This is a genomic window from Streptomyces sp. MS19 (assembly GCF_047200595.1).
GTDB lineage: Bacteria > Actinomycetota > Actinomycetes > Streptomycetales > Streptomycetaceae > Streptomyces.
In genome coordinates this window covers 120,762-146,697 of sequence record NZ_JBJZOH010000005.1, presented here as the reverse complement: position 1 = coordinate 146,697, position 25,936 = coordinate 120,762, and the positions used below count along the sequence as shown (strand labels likewise).

General features: G+C 72.5%; 26 protein-coding genes and 1 pseudogene. 19 read left to right on the top strand and 8 right to left on the bottom strand.

The window, feature by feature from the left end; all coding sequences use genetic code 11:
* Positions 1 to 5: 5 nt before the first annotated feature.
* The 3 genes from ACL02R_RS07565 (at position 6) to ACL02R_RS07555 (ending at position 2,077) form a co-directional block, all read left to right on the top strand.
* Positions 6 to 368: a cytidine deaminase gene (locus ACL02R_RS07565; protein WP_412796082.1), complete on the top strand. Its 363-nt coding sequence runs from the start codon at positions 6 to 8 to the stop codon at positions 366 to 368.
* Complete coding sequence (gene era, locus ACL02R_RS07560) at positions 365 to 1,312, top strand: GTPase Era (protein ID WP_412796081.1); 948 nt, start codon at positions 365 to 367, stop codon at positions 1,310 to 1,312. Before ACL02R_RS07565 ends, era begins: the two co-directional genes overlap by 4 nt.
* Before the next feature lie 96 nt (positions 1,313 to 1,408).
* The gene (locus ACL02R_RS07555) at positions 1,409 to 2,077 is read left to right on the top strand and encodes an SDR family NAD(P)-dependent oxidoreductase (RefSeq protein WP_412796080.1); all 669 of its coding nucleotides are present in this window, start codon (positions 1,409 to 1,411) and stop codon (positions 2,075 to 2,077) included.
* A gap of 774 nt (positions 2,078 to 2,851) precedes the next feature.
* On the opposite strand, the gene ACL02R_RS07550 is transcribed toward ACL02R_RS07555, so the two are convergent.
* Positions 2,852 to 3,325 (bottom strand): zinc-binding dehydrogenase, encoded by a 474-nt coding sequence (locus ACL02R_RS07550; RefSeq protein WP_412796079.1) that lies wholly within the window; start codon positions 3,323 to 3,325, stop codon positions 2,852 to 2,854.
* Positions 3,326 to 3,461: 136 nt separating this feature from the next.
* Positions 3,462 to 3,782: pseudogene (locus tag ACL02R_RS07545) on the bottom strand (alcohol dehydrogenase catalytic domain-containing protein); the annotation flags it as partial.
* A 135-nt stretch (positions 3,783 to 3,917) separates the two neighbouring features.
* Between ACL02R_RS07545 and ACL02R_RS07540 the strand changes: the two are divergent.
* Positions 3,918 to 4,370 (top strand): winged helix-turn-helix transcriptional regulator, encoded by a 453-nt coding sequence (locus tag ACL02R_RS07540; RefSeq protein ID WP_412796078.1) that lies wholly within the window; start codon positions 3,918 to 3,920, stop codon positions 4,368 to 4,370.
* 18 nt (positions 4,371 to 4,388) lie between these two features.
* Here ACL02R_RS07540 and ACL02R_RS07535 read toward each other — a convergent pair whose 3' ends face one another.
* Together ACL02R_RS07535 and leuA are read right to left on the bottom strand one after the other, a co-directional pair.
* Positions 4,389 to 4,988, bottom strand: a complete 600-nt coding sequence (locus ACL02R_RS07535) for a TerB family tellurite resistance protein (protein WP_412796077.1) — start codon at positions 4,986 to 4,988, stop codon at positions 4,389 to 4,391.
* 182 nt (positions 4,989 to 5,170) lie between these two features.
* Positions 5,171 to 6,913: a 2-isopropylmalate synthase gene (gene leuA, locus ACL02R_RS07530; RefSeq protein WP_412796076.1), complete on the bottom strand. Its 1,743-nt coding sequence runs from the start codon at positions 6,911 to 6,913 to the stop codon at positions 5,171 to 5,173.
* A gap of 388 nt (positions 6,914 to 7,301) precedes the next feature.
* On the opposite strand from leuA, the gene ACL02R_RS07525 reads away from it, so the two are divergent.
* The 3 genes from ACL02R_RS07525 to ACL02R_RS07515 all read left to right on the top strand — a co-directional run bounded on the left by ACL02R_RS07525 (position 7,302) and on the right by ACL02R_RS07515 (position 11,268).
* Complete coding sequence (locus ACL02R_RS07525; RefSeq protein ID WP_412796075.1) at positions 7,302 to 9,428, top strand: MMPL family transporter; 2,127 nt, start codon at positions 7,302 to 7,304, stop codon at positions 9,426 to 9,428.
* A 7-nt stretch (positions 9,429 to 9,435) separates the two neighbouring features.
* The gene (locus tag ACL02R_RS07520; protein WP_412796074.1) at positions 9,436 to 10,707 is read left to right on the top strand and encodes a sensor histidine kinase; all 1,272 of its coding nucleotides are present in this window, start codon (positions 9,436 to 9,438) and stop codon (positions 10,705 to 10,707) included.
* 144 nt (positions 10,708 to 10,851) lie between these two features.
* Positions 10,852 to 11,268, top strand: coding sequence for a recombinase family protein (locus tag ACL02R_RS07515; RefSeq protein ID WP_412796073.1), 417 nt, complete (start codon positions 10,852 to 10,854; stop codon positions 11,266 to 11,268).
* Between the two features lie 547 nt (positions 11,269 to 11,815).
* Here ACL02R_RS07515 and ACL02R_RS07510 read toward each other — a convergent pair.
* Positions 11,816 to 12,787, bottom strand: a complete 972-nt coding sequence (locus tag ACL02R_RS07510) for a helix-turn-helix domain-containing protein (RefSeq protein WP_412796072.1) — start codon at positions 12,785 to 12,787, stop codon at positions 11,816 to 11,818.
* A gap of 157 nt (positions 12,788 to 12,944) precedes the next feature.
* Here ACL02R_RS07510 and ACL02R_RS07505 point away from each other — a divergent pair, with 157 nt between their 5' ends.
* From ACL02R_RS07505 to ACL02R_RS07485, 5 genes are all read left to right on the top strand, one after another.
* Complete coding sequence (locus ACL02R_RS07505) at positions 12,945 to 13,280, top strand: hypothetical protein (RefSeq protein ID WP_412796071.1); 336 nt, start codon at positions 12,945 to 12,947, stop codon at positions 13,278 to 13,280.
* Positions 13,280 to 13,516 carry a hypothetical protein gene (locus tag ACL02R_RS07500; protein ID WP_412796070.1) on the top strand — a complete coding sequence of 79 codons (237 nt, stop codon included), beginning with the start codon at positions 13,280 to 13,282 and terminating at the stop codon, positions 13,514 to 13,516. Before ACL02R_RS07505 ends, ACL02R_RS07500 begins: the two co-directional genes overlap by 1 nt.
* Positions 13,517 to 14,057: 541 nt before the next feature.
* Positions 14,058 to 15,050, top strand: a complete 993-nt coding sequence (locus ACL02R_RS07495) for a radical SAM/SPASM domain-containing protein (protein WP_412796069.1) — start codon at positions 14,058 to 14,060, stop codon at positions 15,048 to 15,050.
* A gap of 106 nt (positions 15,051 to 15,156) precedes the next feature.
* Complete coding sequence (locus ACL02R_RS07490) at positions 15,157 to 15,507, top strand: hypothetical protein (protein ID WP_412796068.1); 351 nt, start codon at positions 15,157 to 15,159, stop codon at positions 15,505 to 15,507.
* A gap of 86 nt (positions 15,508 to 15,593) precedes the next feature.
* The gene (locus tag ACL02R_RS07485; RefSeq protein ID WP_412796067.1) at positions 15,594 to 16,301 is read left to right on the top strand and encodes a response regulator; all 708 of its coding nucleotides are present in this window, start codon (positions 15,594 to 15,596) and stop codon (positions 16,299 to 16,301) included.
* A 29-nt stretch (positions 16,302 to 16,330) separates the two neighbouring features.
* On the opposite strand, the gene ACL02R_RS07480 is transcribed toward ACL02R_RS07485, so the two are convergent.
* Positions 16,331 to 16,828: a MarR family transcriptional regulator gene (locus tag ACL02R_RS07480; RefSeq protein WP_412796066.1), complete on the bottom strand. Its 498-nt coding sequence runs from the start codon at positions 16,826 to 16,828 to the stop codon at positions 16,331 to 16,333.
* Between the two features lie 26 nt (positions 16,829 to 16,854).
* On the opposite strand from ACL02R_RS07480, the gene ACL02R_RS07475 reads away from it, so the two are divergent.
* Positions 16,855 to 17,289 (top strand): DoxX family protein, encoded by a 435-nt coding sequence (locus ACL02R_RS07475; RefSeq protein WP_412796065.1) that lies wholly within the window; start codon positions 16,855 to 16,857, stop codon positions 17,287 to 17,289.
* A gap of 555 nt (positions 17,290 to 17,844) precedes the next feature.
* Positions 17,845 to 18,588 carry a TetR/AcrR family transcriptional regulator gene (locus tag ACL02R_RS07470; protein WP_412796064.1) on the top strand — a complete coding sequence of 248 codons (744 nt, stop codon included), beginning with the start codon at positions 17,845 to 17,847 and terminating at the stop codon, positions 18,586 to 18,588.
* On the opposite strand, the gene ACL02R_RS07465 is transcribed toward ACL02R_RS07470, so the two are convergent.
* The gene (locus ACL02R_RS07465) at positions 18,545 to 19,813 is read right to left on the bottom strand and encodes a PP2C family protein-serine/threonine phosphatase (RefSeq protein WP_412796063.1); all 1,269 of its coding nucleotides are present in this window, start codon (positions 19,811 to 19,813) and stop codon (positions 18,545 to 18,547) included. The two genes, ACL02R_RS07470 and ACL02R_RS07465, sit on opposite strands and share 44 nt — an antisense overlap.
* A 106-nt stretch (positions 19,814 to 19,919) precedes the next feature.
* On the opposite strand from ACL02R_RS07465, the gene recO reads away from it, so the two are divergent.
* Together recO and ACL02R_RS07455 are read left to right on the top strand one after the other, a co-directional pair.
* Positions 19,920 to 20,669 carry a DNA repair protein RecO gene (gene recO / locus ACL02R_RS07460; RefSeq protein WP_412796062.1) on the top strand — a complete coding sequence of 250 codons (750 nt, stop codon included), beginning with the start codon at positions 19,920 to 19,922 and terminating at the stop codon, positions 20,667 to 20,669.
* Positions 20,670 to 20,717: 48 nt separating this feature from the next.
* Positions 20,718 to 21,554 carry an isoprenyl transferase gene (locus ACL02R_RS07455; protein ID WP_412796061.1) on the top strand — a complete coding sequence of 279 codons (837 nt, stop codon included), beginning with the start codon at positions 20,718 to 20,720 and terminating at the stop codon, positions 21,552 to 21,554.
* A gap of 207 nt (positions 21,555 to 21,761) precedes the next feature.
* Here the strand turns inward: ACL02R_RS07455 and ACL02R_RS07450 are convergent, their stop codons facing one another.
* Positions 21,762 to 22,556 (bottom strand): ABC transporter ATP-binding protein, encoded by a 795-nt coding sequence (locus ACL02R_RS07450; protein WP_412796060.1) that lies wholly within the window; start codon positions 22,554 to 22,556, stop codon positions 21,762 to 21,764.
* A gap of 210 nt (positions 22,557 to 22,766) precedes the next feature.
* On the opposite strand from ACL02R_RS07450, the gene ACL02R_RS07445 reads away from it, so the two are divergent.
* From ACL02R_RS07445 to ACL02R_RS07435, 3 genes are all read left to right on the top strand, one after another.
* Positions 22,767 to 24,395 (top strand): hypothetical protein, encoded by a 1,629-nt coding sequence (locus tag ACL02R_RS07445; RefSeq protein WP_412796059.1) that lies wholly within the window; start codon positions 22,767 to 22,769, stop codon positions 24,393 to 24,395.
* A gap of 424 nt (positions 24,396 to 24,819) precedes the next feature.
* Positions 24,820 to 25,398 (top strand): DUF1697 domain-containing protein, encoded by a 579-nt coding sequence (locus tag ACL02R_RS07440; protein ID WP_412796058.1) that lies wholly within the window; start codon positions 24,820 to 24,822, stop codon positions 25,396 to 25,398.
* 147 nt (positions 25,399 to 25,545) lie between these two features.
* Complete coding sequence (locus tag ACL02R_RS07435) at positions 25,546 to 25,767, top strand: hypothetical protein (protein ID WP_412796057.1); 222 nt, start codon at positions 25,546 to 25,548, stop codon at positions 25,765 to 25,767.
* Positions 25,768 to 25,936 lie beyond the last annotated feature (169 nt).

The following is a 25,936-nucleotide window of genomic DNA, read 5'->3' as shown; positions in this document are numbered from 1 at the left end:
TCCGTATGAGTGAAGCCCCCGAGGCCGCCCCCCTCGACCCCGAGGACCGCAAGATCATCACCCTCGCGCGCAGCGCCCGCGCCCGCAACCAGGTCCCCGAGGGCGCTGCCGTCCGCGACGGCACGGGGCGCACGTACGCCGCCTCCACGGTCGCCCTCGACTCGCTGCGGCTGAGCGCGCTGCGCACCGCCGTCGCGATGGCGGTCGCCAGCGGCGCCGACACCCTGGAGGCCGCCGCCGTCGTCAGCGGCGCCGACGCGCTGCCCGCCGACGACCTCGCGGCGGTCCGTGACCTCGGCGGCCCCGGCACCCCCGTGCTGCTGGCTGGCCTCGACGGCACCCTTCGTGCGACGATCCCGGCGTCATGAGCAGCCCCCGCACCCCCAGCAGCCCCGCGCCCGTCCACCGCTCCGGCTTCGCCTGCTTCGTCGGCCGGCCCAACGCGGGCAAGTCCACGCTGACCAACGCCCTGGTCGGCACCAAGGTCGCCATCACCTCCAACCGGCCGCAGACCACGCGCCACTCGGTGCGCGGCATCGTGCACCGCCCCGACGCGCAGCTCGTCCTCGTGGACACCCCGGGCCTCCACCGCCCGCGCACGCTCCTCGGCCAGCGCCTCAACGACGTCGTGCGCACCACCTGGGCCGAGGTGGACGTGATCGGCTTCTGCCTGCCCGCGAACGAGAAGGTCGGCCCCGGCGACCGCTTCATCGCCAAGGAGCTGGCGGCGATCAAGCGCACCCCGAAGATCGCGCTGGTCACCAAGACCGACCTCGTGCAGGGCGACGCGCTCGCCGAGCAGCTGATCGCCGTCGACCAGCTGGGCAAGGAGGCCGGGTTCGAGTTCGCCGAGATCGTGCCGGTCTCGGCGGTCGCGGGCCGCCAGGTCGAGCTGGTCGCCGACCTGCTCGTGCCGCTGCTCCCCGAGGGCCCGCCGCTCTACCCGGAGGGCGACCTCACGGACGAGCCGGAGCAGGTCATGATCGCCGAGCTGATCCGCGAGGCGGCCCTGGAGGGCGTGCGGGACGAGCTGCCGCACTCCATCGCCGTGGTCGTGGAGGAGATGCTGCCGCGCGAGGACCGCCCCGCCGACCGGCCGCTGCTGGACATCCACGCGTTCCTCTACATCGAGCGCACCAGCCAGAAGGGCATCGTCATCGGCCCCAAGGGCCAGCGGCTGCGGGACGTCGGCACCAAGGCGCGCCGCCAGATCGAGGCACTGCTCGGCACGCCCGTCTACCTCGACCTGCACGTGAAGGTCGCCAAGGACTGGCAGCGCGACCCGAAGCAGCTGCGCAAGCTGGGCTTCTGACGGACGACGCCCGGCACGCCGGGCGCTTGACCTTCACACCGGTGTCAGCCCTTACGGTGCGCGTGTCCGCCGCACGCGCCCCCTGAGGAGCCCGCCATGACCGCAGCACCGCCGCCCGCACCCAGCGCGATCGTCGTCGGAGCCGGTCCCGGCATCGGCGCGGCGGTGGCCCGCCGCTTCGCGCGGGAGGGGTACGCCGTCGGGCTCGTCGCGCGGCGCGAGGGGACCGTACGGGACGCCGCCGCCGGTGTCGCGGGCACGGTCGCGACGGCCACGGCGGACGCCACCGACGAGGCAGCCCTCCGCGCCGCGCTCGACACCCTCACCGGCGCGCTGGGGACGCCGCACGCCGTCGTCTACAACGCGGCGCTCATCCGGCCCGACGCCATCGGCGACCTGTCGCTGCGCGAGCACCTCGGCGCGTGGGCGGTCAACGTGGGCGGCGCCCTCGCCACCGCCGCACACCTCGCGCCCGCGATGGCGGAACGCGGCAGCGGCTCGTTCCTCGTCACCTCCGGGATGCCGGAGGCGAAGCCGGAGTACGCCAGCCTGTCGCTGGGCAAGGCGGGCGTACGTGCGCTGGTGTCGCTGCTCGACGGCACGTACGGCCCGGCGGGGGTGCACGCGGCGAGCATCCGCGTGGACGGCCCGGTCGCGCCCGGCACGGCGTTCGACCCGGACGACATCGCGGGCCACTTCTGGCGGCTGCACACCGAGCCGCGCGGGCGGTGGACCCACGAGGCCGTGCACTCCGGCGACGCCTGAGCGTGTCGCCGGTGCGGGGGAGCCCCGGGCCGCTGTGGCAGCCCTCCCGGCCGGACGCCGGGGCCACCGGGCTCACCCCACGCCGTGGACGCCCCTGCGTGCCTTCCCGCGTTCCCGAAGCACCCGCCCACGGGCAAGTCTTCCGGCCCTGGCCGCACGGGAAGGGATCGCGCGTCCGCGTGCCGGCGCCCGTCAGGGACGCGGTGGTGTGCCGGACAGCGGCGGACCGAGGGACCGCCGCCTGCCCTGCGCGCGGCGCGTGCCCGACCGTGGGCGGACGGTGTGGTGACGCGGTTCGGGGTACCGGCGCGCGGCCGTCGTGGCCCGGCACGGCTGCCGCGCGTTCCCTTCGCGTCCGCCCGTCGGGACCGGGGTCGCGTGGAGCAGGCGGCCGGGGCGGCCCCGTGGTTCCCCGGGCACTGACCGGGGCGCGCGATGGTGCGGCGCGGTGCCGTGGCGGCTGACGCGCCCCCGGGCACCGGCGCGGCCGTCGTGGCGGGGGCGGTGACGCGGTACCGGCTTCCGCGTGCCCCCTTCGTGCCTGCCCGTCGGGCCGTGGGTCGTGCCGGGCGTGGTGCGTGCCAGGCCGGGGGGTGTGGTGGTGCGGCGTCACGGGGTTCCCCGGTATCGGCGTGAGGACGGCGACCCCGCCGCCGGCTTTCGCTCGTCCCCTTCGCGCCCGCCCGGGGCGGCTGCCGTGGTTCTCCGCCGGGCATCGACCGGGGCGCGCAGGCCCCGCGCCGCACGGTCCGGCCGCGGGGCGGCGCCGCGCCGTCACGGGACGAGGACGATCCGGCCGCGGACGCCGCCCTCCGCCATCGCCCGGTACGCGCCGGCCGCCTCGGCGAGCGGTACGACGGCGTGGACGCGGGCCGGCAGGTCCCCCTTCGCCACGCGTGCGAGCAGCCGGGTGAGCAGTGCGCCGTCGGGCCGGGCGAACACGACCTCGACGCTCACGCCGCGTTCCTCGGGGAGCCGCGCGGCCGGCTGCACGCCGACGAAACGGCCGCCGTCGCGTACCGCCGCCAGGGCGCGTTCCTGGAGGGCTCCGGCGTCGGCGACGGCGTCCCAGCCCTCGCCCGCCTCGGTGGTGAAGTCCGCGCCCAGGCCGCGGACGAACGTTTCGTCGGCCGCCCTGGCCATTCCCGTCACCTCCCAGCCGCGGTCCCTGGCGAGCACGGCGACGTGCGGGCCCACCGCGCCGGCGGCGCCGGTCACCAGCAGCCGCCCGCCCCCCCTCGGGCGCATCGCCGACGAGATCGACGATCATGGCCGCGGCGGTGGCGTTGAGCGGCACGGTCGCCGCCTCGACCAGGTCCACGCCGTCCGGGACGACGGCGACGTCCGCGGCGGGGACGACGAGGAGTTCGGCGTGGGAGCCGTGGGCGCGGTCGAAGCCGTCGACGAACCCGGCGACACGGGCGCCGGCCGGCAGCCCGGCGCCCGGCCCCGCGGCGTCGATGGTGCCCGCGAAGTCCCAGCCGAGACCGGTGTGTTGCGGCTGGTGGACCATGCCGAGCCGGTGGAACACGCCCCCGGCCACGCCCAGGTCGACCGGGTTGACCGCCGCGCCGGCGATCCTGACGCGGACCTCCCCCGGACCCGGCTCGACCGGCGGGACGTCGGCGATCTCGACCGAACGGGGCCCGGACGGGACGCGGACCACGGCCTGCCGGAACGTCTTCTGCTGCTGCTGCGTCGTCATCTTCTTCTTCTCCTGGCAGCTCTGGTGCGGTGGTCTTGTCTTCGCGGTGGTGCAGGACCACCATGGAGGCGCCCGGTTACCCGGGGGAAGTAGGCACCTTGAAGTGCCTAAGTCACCGACCGGAGGAGATCACCCGTGGCGACCAGCACCGCGTCCGAGCGGAAGGCCGTGGCCAAGGCGGAGTACGACGCGTTCCTCGCGATGTGTCCCAGCCGCCAGCTCCTGGAGCGGATCTCCGACAAGTGGGTCGCCCTCGTGCTCGCCGCGCTGGGCGGCGACGGCCCGGGGCCCGGGGCGGTCCCCGGGAGCGGACCGCGGCCCCTGCGCTTCTCCGAACTGGCGCGCCGGATCTCGGGCGTGAGCCAGAAGATGCTCACCCAGACGCTGCGCTCGCTGGAGCGCGACGGCATCGTGACCAGGACCGTGACGCCGACGGTGCCCGTCACCGTCACGTACGGGCTGACCGCGCTCGGCGGCTCGCTCCAGGGCGTCATGCTGGGGATCAAGGAGTGGGCGGAGGGCCACATGGGTGAGGTCCTGGCCCACCGCGACGGCTACGACCAGGGCCGGGCCGACACCGCCCGCTGAGGCGCCCAGGGCGCCGCGTCAGTTCGAGGCGGCGGTCGCGGCCTCGGTGAGGAGGACGGCCGTCTCGGCCGCGGAGAGGCCGAGGGCGGCGCCGATCGTGCCGAGCGCCGAGCGCTCCGCCGCGCGGTAGGGGCCGTCCGCGAGCGCGACGCGCGCGCCCTGGAACACCAGCGTCCGCCGCCCGGGGCCCGCCAGGTGCGGGGCGAGCGCGCCCAGCGTCTCGTGCACCTCGTGGTCCATCAGCGGCGACTGGCGGCAGCTCAGCGCCGCCTGGAGCGTCAGCAGCCGCTCCTCCGTGCACTCCGCGAAACCGGCGGCCCGCACCGTCTCGACGGCCGCGCGCCGCGCGGCGGCCTCGTCGCCGCCCGCCGCGAGCATCATCAGGGCGACCGAGTGCACCGCGTCCCGCAGCAGACCGGCCAGCCGGGTCGTCGTGGGCTGCTCCAGCGCCGCCACGGGGTGGTGCGTCCGGCACGACACGCACTCCACGACGGGCTCCACCGCGCCGCGCGGCAGCAGCGGTACGCCCAGCAGCGTGAAGCGCCGCCTGCCCGTCATCCGCTGGTAACAACGGTCCCCGCCGCAGCTCGCGCACCAGAAATCACCGTCGTCGACCACGCGCCAGGCCGTGCGGACCCCCGCAACCCTCACCCCGCTGGAGTGCACCACGCCGTACCTCCGTTACCCACCGGCAACATCGCCGTGGGCGTGATGTTAACCACACCACGGGCCCGGCGTCAGTAGTGCGTCGGCACAAACCGGCCACCGGGCCCGGGGAACGGCGCGCGGGCGCCGGGTCGTCAGGCGCGCGTCGCCCTGTTGACGGCCGAGACGACCGCCTTCAGCGAGGCGCGCACGATGTTCGCGTCGATCCCGACGCCCCACAGCACACGGTCACCGACGGCGCACTCGATGTACGCGGCGGCCTGCGAGCCCGCGCCCGCGCTCATGGTGTGCTCGACGTAGTCCAGCAGCCGTACGTCCACGCCGTCCCCGCCGATGACGCCCGCCGACGTCAGCGCGTCGAAGAACGCGGCGAGCGGCCCGTTCCCCGTACCCCGCAGCACGGTGTCGGCGCCGTCCACCACGGCCTCGACGGTCAGCGCGTCCTGGCCCTCGCTGGTCGTGGAAGCCTGCGCGTCCCGCAGTGCGACGCGGCCCCAGTGCGCCTGGCCCTCGCCGGCGGGCAGGTACTCGTCGGTGAACGTGTCCCAGATCTGCGCCGGGGTGACCTCGCCGCCCTCGGCGTCCGTCCTCCCCTGGATGATCTTCGAGAACTCCACCTGCATCCGGCGCGGCAGGTCCAGCTTGTGGTCGTTCTTCAGGACGTACGCGACGCCGCCTTTGCCCGACTGCGAGTTGACCCGGATCACGGCCTCGTACGAGCGGCCGACGTCCTTCGGGTCGATCGGCAGGTACGGGACCTCCCAGGGCTCGTCGGGGCGCTGCGCCTCGAAGCCCTTCTTGATCGCGTCCTGGTGCGAGCCGGAGAACGAGGTGTACACCAGGTCGCCCACGTACGGGTGGCGCGGGTGGACGTCCATCTGGTTGCAGTACTCCCAGGTCCTGCGCACCTCGTCGATCCGCGAGAAGTCGATCTGCGGGTCCACGCCCTGCGAGAACAGGTTCATGCCCAGCGTGACCAGGTCGACGTTGCCCGTCCGCTCGCCCTGGCCGAACAGACAGCCTTCGACGCGGTCGGCGCCCGCCATGACGGCCAGCTCGGCGGCGGCGACGGCGGTGCCCCGGTCGTTGTGCGGGTGCGTGGACAGGCAGACGAACTCGCGGCGCGACAGGTGCCGCGACATCCACTCGAAGCGGTCGGCGTGCGTGGACGGCGTGGAACGCTCGACGGTCGCCGGCAGGTTCAGGATGATCTCGCGCCCCTCGGCGGGCTGCCAGACGTCCATGACGCCCTCGCAGACCTCCAGCGCGAAGTCCAGCTCGGTGTCGGTGAAGATCTCGGGGCTGTACTGGTAGCCGAAGACGGTGCGGTCGTCCAGCAGCTTCTCCGCGTACTCCATCACCAGGCGCGTGCCGTCCACGGCGATGGCCTTGATGTCCTCGCGCCCGCCGCGGAAGACGATGCGGCGGAACGCGGGCGCCGTCGCGTTGTAGAGGTGCACGGTCGCGTGGTGCGCGCCTGCCAGGGACTCCACGGTCCGCTCGATCAGGTCCTCGCGGGCCTGCGTCAGCACGGAGATCGTGACGTCCTCCGGGATCGCGTCCTCCTCGATGATCGAGCGGACGAAGTCGAAGTCGGTCCGGCCCGACGCCGGGAAGCCGATCTCGATCTCCTTGTAGCCCATGCGCACCAGCAGGTCGAACATGGCCCGCTTGCGCACCGGCGACATCGGGTCGATCAGGGCCTGGTTGCCGTCGCGCAGGTCGGTGGACAGCCAGCGGGGGGCGCGGGTGACGCGGTTGCCAGGCCAGGTGCGGTCGGGGATGTCGACGGCCTCGTACGGCCGGTACTTGTAGACCGGCATGCCGGAGGGCTGCTGGCGTGCGGTGGCCGTGGTCAGCGGCGTGCTCTTGTTCATGAGGGGCGACGGTCTCCTTGCGGGGGGTGACTCGGACGGGAAACGGCCGACGGCAGCGCCGCACTCCGCGGGGAGGGGGTCGGCCTGCGACTACAGACCCTCGCCGCGGCGGCTAAGGAGGAGCATCCCGAAACGCATCGCTCAGCCACGATAACCCCGCCACCGGCCCGTTCCGGCCGCGTATCAGCATCCGAGACGCACGCCACACCCGCGCGCCCCGGCACGCGCCGGGCGTACTCCCGGGGGAGTAACGGGCGCCCCCTGCCGCCCCGGGCGGTACGGCCGACCTCGGTCCGGCGGGCGACGCGACGGGCGGCGCGCGCCGGAAGGCTGGTGGGGCACGTCACCGAACGACCCGAACCACTGCCGGAAAGCCTGGAGGCCACCCATGGGGGCCCTGACCCTCGACACCCCGCCCGCGGACTCGCCGCCCGCACCGCCGCCCGCCGGGCGCCGCCGCCTGCTGCCCTGGGCCGTCATCGGCCTGTGGGTCGCGGTCCTGGCGCTCGCCCTCCCGTTCGCCGGGAAGCTCGGCGGCATCACACGCGACGAGAGCGTGGACTACCTGCCCGACAGCGCCGACTCGACCCAGGTCGTCCGGCTCCAGGAGCTGCTGCCGGGCGGCGAGACCACGGACGTGATCCTCGTCTGGGCCAGGGACGGCGGCCTCACCGCCGACGACCTGGCGGCGGCAGGCGAACGGGCCGCCGAGGTCGCCGCCGCCTACGACACCGGCGGCGCGGAGCCCGCGGCCGTACCGTCCGAGGACGGCACGACCGTGATGTACCCGCTGGCCCTGCACGGCATCGACAGCTCCGAGGAACGCGCGGACGCCGTGGAGGACATACGCGAGCGCACCGACGCCGGTCTGCCCGGCGGCCTGACCGCCGAGGTCGGCGGCGCGGGCGCGCTCCAGCACGACAGCACCGCCGTCTTCGAGTCCGTGGACGTGACGCTGATGATGGCGACCGCGCTCATCGTGGCGGTGCTGCTCGTCGTCACCTACCGCAGCCCCGTCCTGTGGCTGCTGCCGCTGCTGTCGGTCGGCGTGGCGGCGGTCTGCTCGATGGCCCTGCTGTACACGATCGCCCAGGTCTTCGACATCACCGTCACCACCATGAGCAGTTCGGTCATGACAGTGCTCGTCTTCGGAGCCGGCACGGACTACGCGCTGCTGTTGACCGCCCGCTACCGCGAGGAACTGCGGCGGGAACGCGTACCCCTGGAGGCCATGCTGCGCGCCGTACGCGGCTGCGGCCCCGCGCTGCTCGCCTCGTCCGGCACCGTCGCCGCAGGGCTGCTGTGCCTGCTCGCCGCCGGACTGAACAGCAGCAAGGGGCTCGGGCCCGTCGGTGCCGTGGCCGTCCTGTCCTCGCTCGCCGTCATGACGACGCTGCTGCCCACGCTGCTCGTGCTCGCCGGGCGCCGCGTCTTCTGGCCGCTCATCCCCCGATATCACAGCCCCCGGTACGGCAGCCCCGACCCGACGGCCAGGGAGCGGCGCACCCTGTTCGCGCGCATGGGCTCCTCCGTCAGCCGCCGCCCGGTCGCCATCCTCACCGGCGGCGTCGTGCTCCTGGGCGCGCTCGCCCTGGGCACGCTCAACCTGCCGGGCGCACCCCGCAGCGAGGACACGTTCACCGACACCCCCGAGTCGATCAGCGCCATGACGCGCCTCGCCGACGCGTACCCCGGGCACGGCACGCAGCCGCTGGCCGTCATGGCGAGGACCGACCACGCCGCCGAGGTCGCCGAGGCAGCCGGGGCGACCGAGGGCGTGGACCGCGTGGCGGAGGGCAGGTCGGCGGCGGGCTGGACGGAACTCGCCGTCTGGGCCACCGCGCCGCCCGAGTCGGACGGCGAGAAGGAGACCATCGGGGCGCTGCGCGGCGCACTGCACGCCGTCGAGGGCGCCGAGGCGGTCGTCGGCGGCTCGACCGCCCAGCAGATCGACCTCGCGGACACGAGCGCCGAGGACCAGGCGCTCGTCCTGCCGCTGGTGCTCGGCGTGGTCCTGCTGATCCTGATGGCGCTGCTGCGCAGCGTCCTCGCGCCGGTGCTGCTGCTCGCGGCGGTCGTCGCCTCGTGGGGGGCGGCGCTCGGGCTCGGCTCGCTCGTGTTCGAGTCGGTGTTCGGCTACAGGGGGATGGATCCGGCGGTGCCGCTGACCACGTTCGTCTTCTGCGTCGCGCTCGGCGTGGACTACGGGATCTTCCTGATGCACCGCATGCGCGAGGAGGCGCTGGGCGGGCTGGCGACGCGTCAGGCGGCGCTCACGGCGCTGCGGACGACGGGCGGCGTCATCGCGTCGGCCGGTGTGGTGCTCGCGGCGACGTTCGGCGTCCTGATGTCGATGCCGGTGGTGATGATGTTCCAGCTGGGCTTCGTGGTGGCGGTCGGCGTGCTGCTGGACACGTTCCTCGTGCGCACGTACATCATCACCGCCGCGACCTGGCTGCTGGGGCGCCGCGTGTGGTGGCCCGGCCCGCTCTCCCGAGGGGCGGATGCCCGATGATGGCGCCATGCCCGCGCCCGCGCTGATACGCCCGTTCTACCCGGAGGAGCCGGGCACCGTCCCGGCCCTCCGGGCAGACGTCCTGGTCGCCGTCGTCACCTTCGCGTTCTGCGCGCTGACGACGCTGGTGCGCGAGCCCGACGGCAAGGGGCTCGACGCAACGGGCTGGCTGCTGCTCGCCGGCCTGGTGCTGCCGCTGGTCTGGCGGCGGCGCGCCCCGCTCGCCGTACTGCTGGCGCATTTCGCGGGCGCGGGCGCGTTCCACGCCCTGGACTACGACCACGTCGCACCGTTCACCGCCACAGGTCTGGCGGTGTACTCGCTCGCGGTGGCCGGCCCGCGCTGGCGGACTGTCACTGTGGCGCACGCGCTGGTCCTCGTCGCACTGTCGGTCTTCCTCTGGCGGGACGTCGCCGCGGGGGTCGCGGTCTTCCGCGTCTTCGGGTGGGTGCTCGCCTTCCTCATCTTCGGCGAACTGGTCAGGCTGCACTGCCAGTACGTGGTCGCCGTCCACGAGCGGGCCGAACGCGCCGTCCGCAGCCGGGAGGAGGAGGCCGCGCGCCGCATCGCCGAGGAACGGCTGCGCATCGCCCGCGACCTGCACGACCTCCTCGCGCACAGCATCACCGTCATCGGGGTCCGCACGTCCGTCGCCTCCCACCTCCTCACCACCGACCCGGGACGCCTCGACCGCCACTCGCTGGCCGAGGCGCTCGACGCCATCGCCGAGACCTGCCGCGAGGCGCGCGCCGAACTGCGCACCACCCTGCGCGTCCTGCGCGGCGACGAGGCGGACGACGAGGGCACGGAGGGCAGCGCGCCGCCGCCGGGGCTCGGGGGCATCCCGGACCTGGTTCGGCACGCGGAGGAGGCGGGGGCGCGCGTGACGCTGGCGGCGGGTGTGCCGGAGGCGCTGCCGCCCGTGGTCGGCGCGGCGGCGTACCGGATCGTGCAGGAGGCGCTGACCAACGCGGTGCGGCACGCGGGGCCCGGTGTCGCGGTCACGGTCGCCGTGGACCGTACGGACGGCGTGCTGCGGATCGCGGTCGTGGACGACGGCGGTGGCGGTGACGGCGGGGACGGCGGGGACGGTGGGGACAAGGCGCAGCCGCCGGGCTTCGGCCTCACGGGGATGCGCGAACGCGCCCGCAGCATCGGCGGCGTCCTGACCGCCGGGCGCCGCGCGGGCGGCTTCGCGGTGACGGCGGACCTGCCCGTCGTGGCGCCGGGCGGAGAGCCGGGGGAGGACGGCGAACGCGTCGTGGAGGCGGTGGGATGAGCGAGCCGGACATCCGTGTGCTGCTCGCCGAGGAGGAGTGAACCCTTGCGTATCTAGCGCCTGACCTGCGGTTTTCTGGCTCTGGGAGTCGTTGCGCTCCCGGTCGTGAGGGGGATCACCTACGACCGGGGACGTGATCACGTCATGCCGAGCGAGCACGCGTGCACCATCTGCGGGAAGAACGAGCCGAACGCAATCGACCTGTACACGCGGAAGTCGAAGCGGCTCAAGAAGGAAGACCACCGCCGGGAACAGAGCACGGACTCTCAGCGGGAGCAGGGGCACCGTTGGGCGCACCGGAACGGCTACGCCGTGCGGAAGGTCTGGAGGGACACTCAGAGCGCTTTCAAGGACGTGACGCGCTCCGATTTCGACCGGGCGCTACGGGCGTTGGTTGAAGCTGAGGTTCCCGCCCTCTGGGCGTACGCGATCGACCGGTTCAGCCGTAAGGGTGCCGAAGACCTCTTGAAGGTGATCGGCAAAGCGCGGGTCATCTTCGACATGGACGGGCTTGACTCGAACGAGTCGCGTGACCGTCGCTGGATCATCAACCGTGCGTAAGAGGCGCGGGAATACTCGGAGAATTTGTCACAGCGGGTGTGTGACACGAAATCCGAGCAGCGCGATAAAGGGCTGTGGGTTGCCGGGCGTCCGCCATGGGGCTTCAAGGTCACCCGTGACCGGTACGGACGTGGTTCGGGAAATCTTCCGTCGCGTGGCGGAAGTTTCAGGGAACGTCGTATCAGTGCGCGGCGGTTGTCGGCGGACGGACGTGTCAGGCACGGGCGGGGGCGCGCGTTGACCGGTTGGAGGAGTACGTATTTCAACGGTGGCTTGCGCGGCTTTCCAACGCTGAGGCTGATGACCCGCTCATGGTCGCTGTCTCGGAGCGTTGGGCGGCTCGTGTGCAGCCAGAGGAATCCGAGGAAGAGCAAGCCGCGCGCGCCGTTCTGCGGGCCGCTGAGACGGACCTTAAGCGCCTTTTGGAAGACCGTCAGGCAGGCGTGTACGACGGTCCGGCAGCGCGGTACTTCGGTCCCATGCCCCGAACACTTCTGACCCTGCCCCCGCATTTGCCCATCGTGGCGGGTGCGGGGGCTTTTGTCGTTCATTCCGCCTCTAGAGCCCGGTGAAGCGCGTCCTTGTGTTCCCAAGACCACGGGGCATCACGTAGTTCTTCGGGAAGTCCCGCCAACCCAGATTTCAAATGGTCGGCAGCTTCGCTGTACCGACCTAGGGCAAGAGTGCAGAGCCCCATGTTCAGGCGGTTGAATGCAGGAGTTAGCCAATAGGCGGTCTCGGGCGGAGCCATTCCAGATGCCTTGTCTGTCAGCCCTTCTGCTTCTTCGACCATGAGGAGAGCCGCGTTAATTTCACCCATGGTGGCCATTCCGGCAGCCGCTTGTAGGAAGTCTCCGATTCGTTGGGCAGGGTGTGCCCCCGGTGTATTCGCTGCCGCAGCGAACCAGCGAGCAATACCCTGCGGCCGGTTCTGCTGACGGGCAATATACCCCTTGAAATTCAGCGCTTGTGCTGCGAGGGTGCCATTTCCGATTTCGTCGGCAAGTTCTAAAGCGTCGTTGAGAAGTCGTACGGCTTCATTGTCCTTACGCGCTTGGGCGAGCATCCATCCCGAGAATTGGACCCACTCTGACGCTACTTCGGCCAGACGGTCCCGATGTGGACCGCGAGCGGCCCGGAGTATCCGGGTTACTTCCTTCATTTGAGCCATGGTCGCTGGGATAACCGACCGTGGCTTTACCGTGTCGTCCAACCGTCGATACGCGGACAGGACTCCGGCAAGAGCATCCACGGTGCCCGCGTCCAAACGAGACGGCTTGGCAGCACTGCGGGCAACCCGCGATGCCTCATCTTCGTTGAGAACAGTTGCCGCCAATGCGCCATCAGTGCCAAGGAGATTGTCCATCAACACTGCAAGCTTTGCCGACGGTTGTTGTTTCCCGTTGAGTACGCGCGACAAATAGGCAGGGTCATAGTTCATGGCCCGTGCGGCAGCCTTCATTGAGTAATCGCTGTCCTGTAGTGCCCTACGGGCAAGATCAGCGAAGTTGTCACGCATAGTGAACCTCTGGGGGTTGACTGCTGGTACTTCCAGAGTAGTCAACCCTGGTCAACTCCCGCGCGAGCCTTGCAGGTCGAAGCATGGACAGATGCAAGACCCCCGCGACCGTCCTACCGGCCCGGGGGCATGGATCACCTGAAAGGAGCAGGCAACCATGGCTGAGTTTACGCATGGTGCCGGTGGATGGCCGCCCACGCCCGGGGCGCGGCTGTTGCCGTGGCGTGACGGAGAGGGGCGCCCCGCGCACCTTGCGCCGGGCAACGAGGGCGGGACGCTCGCTCGTCTCGCTGACTCGTTGGAGGGCGCACAGCTCCACGATGCGGCGATAGTGCTTGATCACTCGTTGGCTGTGTTGGCGAACGGTGGTGCGGCTGATCACGAGTTGCGTTTCGTCGCTGAACGGCTGTCCGAGTGTCTGCACAACGCTCTGAATGTGGCTGAGTCGCGCGGTTTGAGGCTGCACCAGGACGACAACGGGGCGGGTGAGTGATGGGCACGCGCTACCGCTTCCGTAATTGGACGTTGACGCCGAAGCGCGAAGCGGAAGCCGAACCCGTCAAGGTCGCCTACGAATGCGCTGACTGCGGGGAGATGGGGCCGACAGACGAGAACGCCGAAGCAGCGCAGGCATGGACCTTCGACCATCTCAGGGAAAACCCCAGGCACGTCAACTGTCGTCAGCATTCCGTGCTGCCGTACACCATGATTCCCGGGGACTTCCAGTGACCGGGATTTTAGGGTACCGGTGCGAAGTGGCGGCCAGAATCCCGCACGGTGAGCGCAGTATTCACCTTGGGAGCTGTGGCGCAGCGTCGCCAGAATGCGCCCTTGGCTGGCTCCGCTCTCAGGCAGCGCGAATCGCCAACGCCCTTTCCCCTCAACCCGGCGTTGGCCCCATTCCACAGGCAGCGTTACATCCGGTTGCCGAAGAGCTGCCGGACCCTGGGCGCATCTTCCGTGCATGGATTTGGGACTTCGACACCCAGGACCGCCAATTGGCGATTCTGGCATCGGGGCGTCCGATCGGCGCACACGCCGGGGACGTAGGCGTCATCTACGCACTCACGGCTGAACCGGTATCCGCTCCGACTGACATTAGCGCGACGCTGCAATTAGCGGCAGTCGCATAGAGACTCCCGCTCCCTGCCGGGGATGACTGGTCCACCCCACGGCGACAAGCCCTCGGCAGGGGGCGGGCTTCACACCACCCATGGCGACCGCATCGGGTTAGGGTCGCGAACCGCAGAAATGGCCAACGGGAGAAGGAATGCGAGCACTTCCGCTCCGCCCACAGTTCGCATGGCTTGAGATCACTGGATTCTGCAATCTCAACTGCCGACACTGCTACGCGGACTCGTCCCCGCAAGGGGATCACGGCGACATGACCGAAGCCGACTGGAAGCGCGTAATCGATCAGCTCAACGAAATGGGCGTGCGCGACATCCAATTCATCGGTGGAGAACCGACGCTTCACCCCGGACTTCCCGGATTCATCCGCTATGCCGGGAAGTACGCCATGCGTATCGAAGTGTTCAGCAACATGACTCACATCAAGCCGGAGGTGTGGGACGCACTGAAACTGCCCGGCGTGCGACTGGCGTTCAGCTACTACAGCGATGAGGCATCGGACCACGAGGACGTGACCGAAACTCGCGGATCGCACGCGAACACCCGGGCCAACATCCAGCGTGCGCGGGAACTCGGAATCGAGATGCGCGGCAGCATCATCAACGTTCTGGAAGGACAGCGGGGAAAGCAGGCAGAGGGCGAGTTACTGCAACTCGGCATCCGGGATGTTCGCGCGGACCGTATCCGTCCGTTCGGCCGTGGCGCTGACGGCAAGTACCCCCGCCTTGAGAAGCTGTGCGGAATGTGCGGGCGCGCCAAGTTCGCCATTCTCCCCGATGGGCGGGTAACGCCCTGTGTCTTCTCGCGATGGATGGACTTGGGAAACGTCCACCGTCAGACCCTCGCGGAAATCTACGACGGCGAACTCATGAACGCCGCGCGCGCTGAACTGGAAAAGGTGTTCCCGCACACTGCGCCACGCATGGCACCGACGTGCCTTCCGGAGTGCAATCCCAGCTTCGACAGTTGTTCGCCTCAAACCGTGTGTGCCCCTGACGCTGCCTGCGGCCCGACCGGGAGCGGTGGCGGAGACGGAAACGGGGGGAGCGGGGGCAGTAGCGCGCTGCCTCTCCTGTCTCCGCGCCGTTCCGTGCGCTACTCCAACCCGGCGATCTCACGCACCGACTGCTGAACGAGCCGGTACCGCACGCGAGGGAATCCCGCCCACACGCCACCGACCACGGCTGTGGGCGGGTAGCGTGTCGCCACCCGAGTCCGCTTGCGGCACTGGAGTAGCGATGAATGACACCCCCCTCTACCTCGCACGGCTGGACATGTACGCGCGGTTCCTCACCGCAGTTGATGCTGAATCGCACGTGGTATGGCATCGGCAAGACGGCCGTTACGACGATGAACGAGAAGCGATCAGCGCCGTAGACCGTGCGTACGCGGCCACGCGGGCAGCGTTCAACGCCATTGACCTTGAAGGCGTCGGCCCGCACAAGGAAGCCCGTGTAGTCCTCGAACGGCTCAAGTCCATGCACAAGGACGGCGGCGGTAACCCGGACTGGAAGGACTTCAAGGCAGCCCGCGAAGCCTTCGTAGCCGCCGCAAGCACCCACCTGAAAGCCCTACGCGGCGACGAGTGACAACGGCGCCACCCTGCCCCGTTCCTGCGCTGCCCCCGTGGCGCATGGGCGGGGCTTCCTCATGCCCGCCCGCCTACGCTGTGGACATGACCGCGACGCGCCCCGGGGACCCCAACGTAAGATGTGTAAGAGTCCTCCTCGCCGACGACCAGACGCTGGTGCGTTCGGCGTTCGCGCTGCTCGTCGAGTCGGCGCCCGGGATGGCGGTCGTCGGCCAGGCGGCCACCGGCCGGGAGGCGGTGGCGGGGGCGCGCGCCTGCCGGGCCGACCTGGTGGTGATGGACATCCGCATGCCCGACATGGACGGCATCGAGGCGACCCGGGCGATCGCCGCGGACGAGGACCTGGCGGGCGTGCGCGTGCTGGTCCTGACGACGTACGACACCGACGAGCACGTCGTGGAGGCGCTGCGCGCGGGGGCGTCGGGCTTCCTGGTCAAGGACACGCGCCCGGCCGACCTGCTCGACGCGATCCGCACGGTGGCGGCCGGGGAGGCGCTGCTCTCGCCGGGACCCACGGCGCGGCTGATCGCCCGCGCGCTGCGCGCGCCCACGGCGCCCGTCGCGACGGACGCGCCCCCGGCGCTCGACCGGCTCTCGGACCGGGAGCGCCAGGTCCTCGCCCTGGTGGCGCGCGGGCTGAACAACGGGGAGATCGCGGAGACGCTCGCGCTCTCCCCGCTGACGGCCAAGACGCACGTCAGCCGCATCATGGGCAAGCTCGGCGCCCGCGACCGGGCCCAACTGGTCATATCAGCCTACGAGTCGGGGCTGATCACGCCGGGCGGCGGCTGACGGGCCGGTCCAGCGGCGCGCCGCGCCCCTCAGCGGTCCGCCAGTTCGTCAGCCGCCGCCGCGCCCGCTTCCGTCACCCTGCGCAGGAAGCCGGCGAGCAGCGCCAGCTCCTCCTCGGTGTAGCCGGCGCACACCTGGTCGAGCGCGCTGTTCATCCCCGCGTACGCCCGGAACACCTCGGCGGTCCTGCCGGGAACGGCCCGCACGGTCACCGCGCGCCGGTCCGCCGCGTCCGGGTCGCGCTCGCGGACCACCCAGCCGTCGCGCTGGAGCCGGTCGAGGACGCCGGTCATCGTCGCCGGGTGCAGCCCCGCGCGGCGGGCGAGGGCGCTCGGGCTGAGGGGCCCTTCCAGGGCGAGCAGTTCGAGGCAGTCGAGGTCCGCGTCACGGAGTTTCAGGCGGGTGCCGACCTGGTGGCCGAGCAGCGCGAGCCGGCTCTGGAGGGCGCGCAGGGACCCCTTCACCTCGACCGTGGCCCGCCGGTGCCGTCGGGCCGGCTCCCCACCCTCAGGTGATACGGAACTCATACGTTACGCTCCTCGTATTATCTCGTTTGCGTGGTGACGGTGCGCCCGCACCACCGTACGGCGCGCCCGCGCGCCGCCCACGCCCGGAGCGAAGGAGCACTCCGATCTCCACCGCACACCTGGTCGTCACCCTCTTCGCCGCCCTGGCCAACGGCTTCTCGGGCGTGGGCGCGGTCCTGCGCCTCCCCGCCATCCTCCCGGGCATGGCCCGCGCGGGCGTCCCCGAGTCGTGGCTCGTCTTCCCGATCGGCACGCTGAAGCTGGCGGGGGCCGCCGGACTCCTCCTCGGGCTGCTCGGCGTCCCGCTGATCGGCCCGGCCGCGGCCCTCGGTCTCGCCCTCTACTTCCTGTGCGCGATCGGCGTGCACGTCCACGCCCGCGACTTCTCGGCGCAGTTCGGTCTGGCCATCGGCTTCGTCGCGCTCAACACAGCCACCCTCGCGCTCGCCCTCGCCTCGTGACCCGCGCGGGCGGAGGCCCGCCCGGTCCGCCAGGATGACGAGACGCCGGCCGGCGCCCCCTGTGCACGGCTCCTCGACGGCCTCGGCTCCCTCGGCCGTCGTGTCGTCGGCGGTGCCGACGCACCCGCCGCCCGGCCAGGGGCGGAGACGGAGCCGGGCGAGCCGTCCGGCGCCGGCTCCACGCGGCGCTCCTCGGTTCGGGTATCCCCGGTACCGGCCCGCCGTCCATGACGGTCGTCGCCTCTCCTCCACGGGGTGGTGCCACCGGCCGCGTCCACGTACGTGCGCGGCGCGGGGGCGGCCGCGCAGGGGAGTTCGACGGCGACCGCGCCGTCGCGGGCGCCCTCGCCGTCCCGGCCGCCGGTCAGGCACGGGTCACCGTCCCCGGCCCGGCCGACCGCCGTCGGGACCGCTCGGCGCGGGGGAACGGGGGCAACGGCCGCCGGGTCCCGGACAGCCGGACAGCCGGACAGCCGGACCGTCACTGAACGGCGATCGGTCACCCCATGCTGTTCACTTCCGGCACGGCCGCGACCGCCCAGTAAGCTGGCGCGCATGGAGCACAGCGCCACCGCAGGACGCCAGGGCCTCACGCGGCGGGCCAGACTGCGCGCCGAGACGAGCGCCGAGATCAAGGCCGTCGCCCTCCGCCTGATGTCCGAGGGCGGCCCCGACGCCATCTCGCTGCGCGCCATCGCCCGCGAGATGGGCATGACGGCGGGCGCGATCTACGGCTACTACGCCACCCGCGACGACCTGATCACCACCCTCGTCCGCGACCTCTACGGCGCGCTCGCCGACACCGTCGAGGCCGCCCGCGACGCCCTGCCCGCCGAGGACACCGCCGGCCGCGTCATGGCGTGGGCCGGGGCGTTCCGCGACTGGGCGCTCGCCCACCCCGAGGGCTTCCGGCTCGTCTACGGCGACCCCGTCGCGGGCTACCAGGTCCCCGAGGGCGGCGCCGCGCCCGAGGCCGAACGGCGGGCCTGCGCCGGGATCAGCGACCTCGCCGCCGCCGCGTGGCCCCACGCCGAGCCGTTCCAGCCCGCCGTCGCCTGGGACTGGTCCGACTTCGACCCGCACCTCGCCGACGCCGCGCGCGCCGACCACCCCGAGCTGCCGCCCGCCGCGCTCGCCTTGGGCCTGCGCCTGTGGGGCCGCATGCACGGGCTGGTCTCCCTTGAGGTCTACGGGCACCTGCGCACCCAGACCACCGAGCCCGGCAAGCTCTACCGCGCCGAGATGCTGGCGCTCGTCACCTCTCTCGGTCTCGCCGCGCCGGACGCGGTCCGCCCGTGATCTCCGGGCCTTCCGGGCCGTAGTCGGGCGGCGCCGGGTCGGGGGTCGTCTCGCCGGGCGGGCGGAAGCCGCCGCCCGGCGCGAGCGTGACGGCCAGGATCGCCGTGTCGTCCGCCAGCCGCCCGTGCGTGTGCCACATCACCGCGTCCTCGACCGCGCGGACCAGCGGCGCGGGAGAGGTGTCGCCGTCACGGGCCAGGTACTGCTCAAGGCGCTCGCCCAGCGGCAGGAACGTCCCCGCACCGTTGCGCGCCTCCGTCACGCCGTCCGTGAACAGCAGCAGCGTGTCCCGGCGCGAGAACGGCACCCGCAGCACCGGCGGCCGTTCCCCCGTCACGAGCGACAGGCCCATCGGCGGACCCGTCCCCTCCGGCAGCGACCTGACCCCGCCGGGGCCGACGACCAGGGCCGCCGGATGGCCGAAGTTCACCACGTCGATCCAGTCCTCGCCCGCCGCCGGGAAGCCGATCAGCAGGGCCGTCGCGAACCGCTCGAACGGCTGGCCCAGCTCGGAGCTGTACTGGTTGTGGCGCCGCATCCGGTTGTCCAGGCGCTCCGCCACCACCTCGAACTCCTCGTAGTACCCGGCCTCGCGGAACGTGCCGAGCAGCGCCGCCGCCGCGTCCACCGCCGACGCGCCCTTGCCCTGGATGTCGCCGAGCAGCACCCGCGTACCGCGCGGGGACGGCTGGACGTCGAAGAAGTCGCCGCCGACCTGGGCGTCCACGTCCGCCGCGAGGTAGGCGCTGGCCAGCAGCAGATCGCCCGTGTGGACCGGCAGGGGGCGCAGCACGGCCAGCCGTGTCGCCTCCGCGCCGCTCTCCAGGCTCAGCAGCCTCGTGTAGGCGCGCTTGCGCAGCCAGGCCGCCAGCACGCCGAGCAGCCCGCCCGCCACGACCAGCCAGAAGTCCGCCTCGCCCTGCTGGAGGTGGTAGTCCCAGGCGTTGTCCAGCGCCCAGTAACTCACGGCCGACGCGGCGGCGAACAGCGTGGTGACCACCACGCCGCACAGCGCCGCCGCGATACCGGGCACCAGCACGATCCACGTGACCACCCGGAAGTCGCCCGACGAGTTCCAGTCGCCGACGACGATCCCGATCAGCAGGAGCGCGGGCAGGAGCCAGGACAGGTTCCACCGCCCGGCCTGGAGCGGCCGGGCTGTCCGGAACTCCCGTCTGCGACGGCGCCACCTGGCCATCCGCAGCGACACCGTGCGGTCCTCCACCCCTCCACCATCCGGCACCGGCGCGCTCCCCGCCCGGCGGGGCGGGGGCCGGTGGGCCGTCCAGGGCACGCCGCGGGTGCCGGGGGGCATGCGCGAGAATGGCGGCATGACCCTGTTCCGCGACGACGGCATCGTGCTGCGCACCCAGAAGCTGGGCGAGGCGGACCGGATCATCACGATCCTCACGCGCGGGAGCGGGCGCGTGCGCGCCGTCGCGCGCGGCGTGCGCCGTACCAAGTCGAAGTTCGGCGCGCGCCTGGAGCCGTTCACGCACGTCGATGTGCAGTTCTTCGCGCGGGGCAGTGCGCTGGTCGGGCGGAGCCTGCCACTGTGCACCCAGACCGAGACCATCGCGCCGTACGGCCGCGACATCGTCGAGGACTACCCGCGCTACACCGCGGGCACGGCCATGCTGGAGACGGCGGAACGGTTCACCGACCACGAGGGCGAGCCCAACGTCCAGCAGTACCTGCTGCTCGTCGGCGGGCTGCGCACCCTGGCCGCGGGGGCGCACGCCCCGGGGCTCGTGCTCGACGCGTTCCTGCTGCGGTCGCTCGCCGTGGGCGGCTACGCGCCGAGCTTCGACGACTGCGCGCGCTGCGGGCTCCCCGGGCCGAATCGCTTCTTCTCGGTCGCGGCCGGGGGCGCCGTGTGCGGCGACTGCCGGGTGCCGGGCAGCGTGGTCCCCTCGGGCGACGCGCTGCGGCTCCTCGGCGCGCTGCTGACCGGCGACTGGGCCACCGCCGACGCCGCGGAACCCCGCCATGTCCGGGAGGGAAGCGGCCTCGTCTCGGCGTACCTGCACTGGCATCTGGAGCGGGGACTGCGCTCGCTGCGGTTCGTGGAGAAGGGCTGAGAGGGCTACCCTCGGCGGCAGGATCGAACCGACAACTGGAGTTCCCCTATGGCCCCCCGCGGAATGCTGTCTTCCCGTCCCCGGCAGCGTCGCGACCACCGCGTCCCCGAACCGCACCCGTCCGGCGCACAGCCCCCCAAGCTGCCCGGCGAACTGGTCCCGGGGCACGTGGCCATCGTGATGGACGGCAACGGCCGGTGGGCCAAACAGCGCGGCCTGCCGCGCACCGAGGGGCACAAGGTCGGCGAGAGCGTCGTCATCGAGGTGGTCAAGGGCTGTATCGAGCTGGGCATCAAGAACCTGTCGCTGTACGCCTTCTCCACCGAGAACTGGCGGCGCTCCCCCGAGGAGGTGCGCTTCCTGATGGCCTTCAACCGCGAGGTCATCGACCGGCGCACCGACGAACTGGACGCCATGGGCGTGCGCATCCGGTGGGCCGGGCGTGAGCCGAGGCTGTGGAAGTCGGTCGTCCGCAAGCTCCAGACCGCCGAGGAGCGCACGCGCGAGAACGACGTCATGACGCTCTACATGTGCATCAACTACGGCGGCCGTGCCGAGATCGCCGACGCGGCGGCCCGCCTCGCCGAGGACGTGCGGGCCGGCCGGATATCGCCGGACAAGGTGAACGAGAAGACGCTGTCCCGCTACCTGTACTGGCCCGACATGCCGGACGTGGACCTGTTCCTGCGGCCGTCGGGCGAGCAGCGCACCTCCAACTACCTGCTCTGGCAGAGCGCCTACGCCGAGATGGTGTACCAGGACGTGCTGTGGCCCGACTTCGACCGGCGCAACCTGTGGGACGCCTGCGTCGAGTACGCCTCGCGCGACCGCCGGTTCGGCGGTGCGCTGCCGAACGAGATCCCGCCGCAGGCGCAGGGCGGCTGAGCACGCGGGGGAGCGGGGGAGCGGACACGGGCGCCCCCGGTCCCCGCCGGTGAACGGCGGGGACCGGGGGCGCCGTCGTGCCGTGGACGCCGGGTGAAGGCGTGCGCCACAGGGGCCGGGACCTGGACCGGAGGCGGGGGCAGGCAGGGCGGGGGAAGGAAAGGCGGGGCAGGCGCGGCGGGGAGGCCGCGGACCTCGCCGTGCGGGTCAGGGGCGGCCGGAGCGCGCGTACCAGCGGCCGTGCTGCCTGGACACCTCGACGGGCCGCCCGAAACAGGCGGTCAGCCGCTCGCCGGTGAGCACGTCGTCGGCGGCTCCCGTGGCGAGGACGCGGCCGTCGCGCAGGAGCACGGCGTGGCTCGTCGTGGGCGGCAGCTCCTCCAGGTGGTGCGTGACCGTGAGGGTGGTCAGCTCGGGCCGGTCGGCCGCCAGGCGGGTGAGCGCGTCCACGAGGTCTTCGCGCGACGGCAGGTCCAGCGCGTTGAAGGGCTCGTCCAGCAGGAGCAGCGACGGGTCGGGCATCAGGGCGCGGGCGATCAGAATCCGGGCGCGCTGACCGCCGGAGCACACCCGGTACGCGCGGTCGGCGAAGTCCTTGCACTCCAGCTCGGTCAGGAGCGCGCGGGCACGCTCGCGCGTGGTGTCGTCGTACGTGCGCCACAGCGGCTGGACGGTGCCGCTCGCCCCGGTGAGGACGACGGTGTGCGCCGTCTCCTGCTCGGGGACGCGCTGCGCGGAGGAGACATGGCCGAGACGGGCGCGCAGTTCGCGCACGTCCACGCGGCCGAGCCGGTGCCCGAGGACCCTGGCGGTGCCGGTGGTCGGGTGGGACACCGCGCCGACCAGCCGTAGCAGGGACGTCTTGCCCGCGCCGTTCGCGCCGAGCAGGGCCCAGTGCTCCCCGCCGCGCACGGTGAGGGACACGCCGTCGAGGATCACCTGGCCCGTCGTGTGGCGGCGGACGCTGACGTCGTCGAGCTGGACGACCACGGGGCGGCCCACGTTCCCTCCCGATCCCGGAGCGGCCCGGGAATTGATTGTGTGCGCTTCGCAACAATCTATCCCAGCGCGCCGGCGCCGGTCGCCACGCGGGGAGCCCGGGACGGGCGGGGCGGGGGAGCGCGCGGGGGCGCGCGGTCTTCTCTTGTTGTCAAGGTCATGCCATTCTGTTCTCGCTCTCTACCCGTGGGTACCTTTTCGAAGGGCGAACGCATGACCGTACGTACCGGCCGCGCCCGCCGTACGCGCCGTACGCGCCGCTCCTTGGCCGGGGCCGGGGCGGCTCTCACCCTCGCCCTCCTCGGGCCCCTGGCGCTCACCGCCACCGCGGGAGCGGCCGGCACGGGACCACCGGGCGCCGGGCCGTCCGGCGCGGAGGACGCCGATCCGCGGCCGCCGACGGGCTCCGGGCCGCAGGAGCCACGCGCCGAGCGCGGCACCCTCTCGCCGGGCCAACGGGCGGCGGCGGCCCAGGCGTTCCCCGGCCCCGGCGCGCCCGCACCGGCCGGCGGCTATGCGCTGGCGGCGGGCAGCGACCTGAGCGGACGGGTGGCCGCGCTGGACGCGGCGCTTCCCAGGCAGGGCGTGCAGAACCTCATCGCGCAGGCCAACCGCACGCTGGAGACCGGCGGTTCGTGCCCCGACCCGTTCGGGCGCGGCGACCCCGTCTCCGGCACGAACCCGGCGCTGAAGCCGCCGGTCGCGACGGTCGAACGCTACTGCTTCGAGCACGACGACTCCGTCACCACCGAGTGGATACCCCAGGCCGTCACCGGCGTCTCGGACGCGCAGGAGGACGAGGCGTGGGGCGCGGCCACCCGCACCGTGCTGACCGGCTGGTACGACAACAGCAACCCGGGCCGTGAGAACGGCTGCACGTCCGGCGAGAACGACGCGTGCAACGAGAAGGGCGTCCGCGTCACCTTCATCGACCCCGCAGCGCGCGCCTACCGGCACGTGCTCCTCGTCTGGCCGTACTACAACTCGTACGACCACATCTCCTTCGACGCCGTCCACGCGAGCGAGAGCCCGATGCAGAACGGCATCCACGCGGGCGGCATGGTCTGGTACGGCAACTACCTGTACGTCGCCGACACGTTCAACGGTATCCGCGTCTTCGACATGCGCTACGTCATGGACCTCAACCCGGACCAGGACGCCGCCGTGGACGACCCCACCCCGGACGGCCTGCGCAGCAACGTCCGCGACAACCGGCAGGTCGGGCGGCAGAGCAACGTCTGGTACTCCTACGGCTACCGCTATGTCATGCCGCAGGTCGCGACCTGGCGGCTGTCCTCGACGCAGTACAACTCCGGGTCGTCCAGCGCCTGCGCCGACACCGGCGCGCCCCGGATCTCGTACCTCTCGCTCGACCGCACGGGCACCGACCAGCTCGTGGCGGGCGAGTACTGCGCGCCGACGCCGGGTCTGCCCTCGCTCGGCCGCACCGGCTCCTGGCCCGTCGCGGAGCTGGAACGCCGCTCCGGCTCGGTGGCGGGGAACACGAGCTACTTCCTGCCGGTGCACCAGGTGCAGGGCGTCGCGCGGCAGGACGGCACCTGGTACTTCAACCAGAGCCACCGGTACAGCAACGGCAGCCTGTGGCGGGCCAGGATCACCGGCGGGCAGCTGACCCGCACCGGCGGCGAACTGCGCACGGCCGTCGGCCCCGAGGACCTGTACGCCGAACACGGCCGCGGGACGGGCAGGGCGCCCCGCCTGTGGTCGGTCTCCGAACACGCGGAGAACATCGCCGACGCGTCCTGCGCGGCATCCGGCAACACCCCCTGCGGACGCGTCCTCTACGCGCACTTGCTGAGCACGCTCCAGGCGGCCCCCTGACCACCACCCCACCCTCACCCCGGCCCGGCGGTGACCTCCACCCCCCACACCGCCGGGCCGGGACCTCTTCCGCGGCGCCGGAAGCCCGATCGGCGGCAACAGGCCCGCGCGGCCGACCACTTCGTGCGCGTGCACCGTCCCCATGGTCCGCTCCCTCCCCTACCGGCACCCCCTCCGGTGCCCCTGTGTGACCAGCCTGCCCCACGTCGTCCCCTCTTGCTACGGAGAGTAGTCACTTTTCCTTCGAAAGAGTGACGCCAGGGCGTATCGAGGGGAAACCATGCGTCCGCGCCGCGACGACGGCGACCAGCACCGGTTCGCCACGCGTGCCGGGTGTACCCGGGCGATGCGGTAACGCGGCGAGGTGCGGTGACCGGCGGCGCGGGCCAGGAAAGATCCGAACGGCACGGCCTAGGCTGGGCCGATGGGAACGACGACGTATGCCGCGCTCCTGCGCGGGATCAACGTGGGAGGCAGCCGCAAGGTCCCCATGGCCGAGCTGCGCGCCCTGCTCGCCGAGCGGGGCTACGGGCGCGTCCGTACGCACCTCCAGAGCGGGAACGTCGTCCTCGACGCCCCCGCCGACACCCTCGCCGACGCGGGCGGGGACCCCGACGCGGCGCTCGCCGCGCGCCTCGAAACAGCCGTCGAGGAGCGCTTCGGCTTCCCCGTCGGCGTCGTGGTGCGCGACCACGCCTACCTCGCCTCGGTCGTGGACGCCTGCCCCTTCCCCGCGGAGACGCTGGAAGGCGCACAGCTCCACGTCACGTACTACTCCCGCCCGGTGGACCCCGCGCGCTTCGCGGCCGTCGACGCCGCGGCCCACCTCCCCGAACGCTTCCACCTCGGCGACCGCGCGCTGTACCTCCTCGCCCCCGACGGCCTCGGCCGCTCCCGGCTCGCCGACGTGCTCGCCGGGGCGACACCCGCCCGGGACGGCGTCGTCGCCACCAGCCGCAACTGGAACACGGTCCGCCGCCTCCTCGAACTCACCGCGTCCTGACGGCACCCTGGCCTGAAAGAACCGATCACCCGCTCGCCGGGCGACGGTTCGTCAGGTCCCGTGCGCAGCACGCCTGTTGACTTGGCACACTGGTAGGCCCGCGGTCCGGCAGGGCCGCTCGGCGCGGGTGCGGAGGAGGAGAACGGGGTGGTGTGGCGGAAGCCGGTCGGCCGGCTCGGGCGCGCGCCGTTGCGCGCGTGGACCTTGTCCGACACGGAGTTGTGGACCCATGCCGTGTGCGGCCGGGTGCTGCCGGGCTGGGAGGGCCGCGCGGTACCGGGCGGCGCCGGGGGCGGCGCCGACGCGCCCGACACCCCCGAGGCGCCCGACGCCCCTGAGTCCGAGCCGCCGCCCGCCGGGAAGCGCTGAGCGCGCCGCGCGCCCGCCCCGCGCCCTCCGCGCCGGCATCCTCCGCCTGACCGCCGGCACCTCGCCGCCGAGTGCGGAACGGCCGCGCGGGTCCGGCTTGGTCCCGCCCGGTCGCCCCGGAGGCGCGCCGGACTGCTCGCCGGACTGCTCGCCGGACTGCTCGCCTGAC

Coding starts and splice junctions, on each gene's coding strand:
- ACL02R_RS07565 (WP_412796082.1), top strand. CDS start 6: ATGAGTGAAGCCCCCGAGGCCGCCCCCCTCGACCCCGAGGACCGCAAG.
- era (WP_412796081.1), top strand. CDS start 365: ATGAGCAGCCCCCGCACCCCCAGCAGCCCCGCGCCCGTCCACCGCTCC.
- ACL02R_RS07555 (WP_412796080.1), top strand. CDS start 1,409: ATGACCGCAGCACCGCCGCCCGCACCCAGCGCGATCGTCGTCGGAGCC.
- ACL02R_RS07550 (WP_412796079.1), bottom strand. CDS start 3,325: ATGCGCCCGAGGGGGGGCGGGCGGCTGCTGGTGACCGGCGCCGCCGGC.
- leuA (WP_412796076.1), bottom strand. CDS start 6,913: ATGAACAAGAGCACGCCGCTGACCACGGCCACCGCACGCCAGCAGCCC.
- ACL02R_RS07525 (WP_412796075.1), top strand. CDS start 7,302: ATGGGGGCCCTGACCCTCGACACCCCGCCCGCGGACTCGCCGCCCGCA.
- ACL02R_RS07520 (WP_412796074.1), top strand. CDS start 9,436: ATGCCCGCGCCCGCGCTGATACGCCCGTTCTACCCGGAGGAGCCGGGC.
- ACL02R_RS07515 (WP_412796073.1), top strand. CDS start 10,852: ATGCCGAGCGAGCACGCGTGCACCATCTGCGGGAAGAACGAGCCGAAC.
- ACL02R_RS07510 (WP_412796072.1), bottom strand. CDS start 12,787: ATGCGTGACAACTTCGCTGATCTTGCCCGTAGGGCACTACAGGACAGC.
- ACL02R_RS07505 (WP_412796071.1), top strand. CDS start 12,945: ATGGCTGAGTTTACGCATGGTGCCGGTGGATGGCCGCCCACGCCCGGG.
- ACL02R_RS07500 (WP_412796070.1), top strand. CDS start 13,280: ATGGGCACGCGCTACCGCTTCCGTAATTGGACGTTGACGCCGAAGCGC.
- ACL02R_RS07495 (WP_412796069.1), top strand. CDS start 14,058: ATGCGAGCACTTCCGCTCCGCCCACAGTTCGCATGGCTTGAGATCACT.
- ACL02R_RS07490 (WP_412796068.1), top strand. CDS start 15,157: ATGAATGACACCCCCCTCTACCTCGCACGGCTGGACATGTACGCGCGG.
- ACL02R_RS07485 (WP_412796067.1), top strand. CDS start 15,594: ATGACCGCGACGCGCCCCGGGGACCCCAACGTAAGATGTGTAAGAGTC.
- ACL02R_RS07480 (WP_412796066.1), bottom strand. CDS start 16,828: ATGAGTTCCGTATCACCTGAGGGTGGGGAGCCGGCCCGACGGCACCGG.
- ACL02R_RS07470 (WP_412796064.1), top strand. CDS start 17,845: ATGGAGCACAGCGCCACCGCAGGACGCCAGGGCCTCACGCGGCGGGCC.
- recO (WP_412796062.1), top strand. CDS start 19,920: ATGACCCTGTTCCGCGACGACGGCATCGTGCTGCGCACCCAGAAGCTG.
- ACL02R_RS07455 (WP_412796061.1), top strand. CDS start 20,718: ATGGCCCCCCGCGGAATGCTGTCTTCCCGTCCCCGGCAGCGTCGCGAC.
- ACL02R_RS07445 (WP_412796059.1), top strand. CDS start 22,767: ATGACCGTACGTACCGGCCGCGCCCGCCGTACGCGCCGTACGCGCCGC.
- ACL02R_RS07440 (WP_412796058.1), top strand. CDS start 24,820: ATGGGAACGACGACGTATGCCGCGCTCCTGCGCGGGATCAACGTGGGA.